The sequence below is a fragment of the Thermomonas sp. genome, assembly GCF_025993755.1.
GTDB lineage: Bacteria > Pseudomonadota > Gammaproteobacteria > Xanthomonadales > Xanthomonadaceae > Thermomonas.
Genome location: NZ_JAMQHN010000045.1, coordinates 1 through 1,613 on the forward strand (window position 1 = coordinate 1; position 1,613 = coordinate 1,613).

The 1,613-nt window shown below is 68.6% G+C and carries 3 protein-coding genes; 1 reads left to right on the forward strand and 2 read right to left on the reverse strand.

Annotated elements, in window-relative coordinates; all coding sequences use genetic code 11:
• Together Q0X16_RS03335 and apaG are read right to left on the reverse strand one after the other, a co-directional pair.
• Positions 1 to 386, reverse strand: a 386-nt coding sequence (locus Q0X16_RS03335; protein ID WP_297830626.1) for a cation:proton antiporter, incomplete at its 3' end; no start/stop codon positions are given.
• Positions 387 to 396: 10 nt separating this feature from the next.
• Positions 397 to 771, reverse strand: a complete 375-nt coding sequence (gene apaG / locus Q0X16_RS03340; protein WP_297830628.1) for a Co2+/Mg2+ efflux protein ApaG — start codon at positions 769 to 771, stop codon at positions 397 to 399.
• Positions 772 to 878: 107 nt separating this feature from the next.
• On the opposite strand from apaG, the gene rpe reads away from it, so the two are divergent.
• Positions 879 to 1,541, forward strand: a complete 663-nt coding sequence (rpe, locus tag Q0X16_RS03345; protein WP_297830630.1) for a ribulose-phosphate 3-epimerase — start codon at positions 879 to 881, stop codon at positions 1,539 to 1,541.
• Positions 1,542 to 1,613: the final 72 nt, after the last annotated feature.

Genomic DNA, 1,613 nt, shown 5'->3' on the forward strand with positions numbered 1-1,613 from the left:
AAGGGCACGGCCAGCAGCGTGGCGATCGGCCAGTCCAGGTGCAGTCCGTAGTGCAGGGCGGCGGCCAGGGCCGCGGTGGTCACGAACACGCCCAGTGTGGCGGCGGCAAAGGTGGCGAGCAGGAACTTGCGCCGCCCGGGCTTGAGGTTCAGGTCCAGGCCGCCCTCGAGCACGATCAGGATCAGACCGATCGTGCCCAGCACCGGCAGCAACCCGGGCGGCAGCAGCACGGTGGCGTCGCTCGCGTCGGTGACCTCGCGCAGCAGCAGGCCCGCGAGCAGCAGGAAGACCACCGACGGGAAGCGCAGCACGCGCCCGAGGTGGGAAAACCAGTACGACGCCAGCACGGCGACGCTGATGGCGATCATCAGGGCTTCGGTTCCCATCGCCGGCCCTTCAGTGCAAGGCCTGGTTGCGCGCGAGCACGAACTCCGGCACCGGCGCCTCGAAGGGATGCGCCTGCTCGGTCATGCAGAAGAAGGTGCCGCGCATCGTGCCGCGTGGGGTCGCGATGCGGGTCCAGCTGGAATATTCGAAATGTTCGCCGGGTGCCAGCACCGGCTGCTGGCCGACCACGGCCAGGCCGCGCACGTCCTCGCGATGGCCGGCGGCGTCGGTGACGACCCAGTGGCGCGCGACGAGTTGCGCCCGCACGTCCCCGGTGTTGAGGACCGTGACCGTGTACGCGAAGGCAAAGGGGCCGTCGGGCAGGCTACTCTGTTCGGGCAGGTACTGCACGCGCACCTTGCAGCGGAACTCGGGGCGGCTCAATGGAGCACCGCCGGTCCGTGGCGCAGGCTGCGCGGCAGCCGGGCGCGGGCACACGAACAAAGCAAGATCGGAAGGCGGTTCATGGCGCGGATTCTAGAATCCGCGCCATGAGCACCTACCGCATCGCCCCTTCGATCCTCTCGGCCGACTTTGCGCGGCTCGGCGACGAGGTACGCCGGGTGGTGGAGGCGGGCGCCGACTGGATCCATTTCGACGTGATGGACAACCACTATGTGCCCAACCTCAGCTTCGGGCCGATGGTCTGCCAGGCGCTGCGCCCGCACACCACCGCACCGATCGACGTGCACCTGATGGTGCAGCCGGTGGATGCGCTGGCCCTGGCCTTCTGCGCGGCCGGTGCCGACCTCGTCAGCTTCCATCCGGACGCCAGCACACATGTCGACCGCACGCTGCAGCTCATCAAGGGCAAGGGCAAGCAGGCCGGGCTGGTCTTCAACCCGGCGACGCCGCTGGACGTGCTGGACTGGGTGATCGACAAGGTCGACCTGGTGCTGATCATGAGCGTGAACCCGGGTTTCGGCGGCCAGAGCTTCATCGATTCGGCGCTGCGCAAGGTCGAACGGGCGCGCGGGCTGATCGAACGGACGGGCCGCGACATCCGGCTCGAGGTCGACGGCGGCATCAAGGTCGACAACATCCGCCGCGTCGCCGACGCGGGCGCCGACACCTTCGTCGCCGGCAGTGCGATCTTCGGCCAGGCGGACTACAAGGCCGTGATCGACGCGATGCGCGCCGAACTGGCAGGCTGAGCTCAGCCGATGAAACTTCAGCTGGCGAAGAACTCGCTCTTTGCGATCCTGCTGCGCTCGCCGGCCTGGGTC

Excerpts from the sequence above, each read along its gene's own strand:
- rpe (WP_297830630.1), top strand. The coding sequence starts at position 879 with ATGAGCACCTACCGCATCGCCCCTTCGATCCTCTCGGCCGACTTTGCG.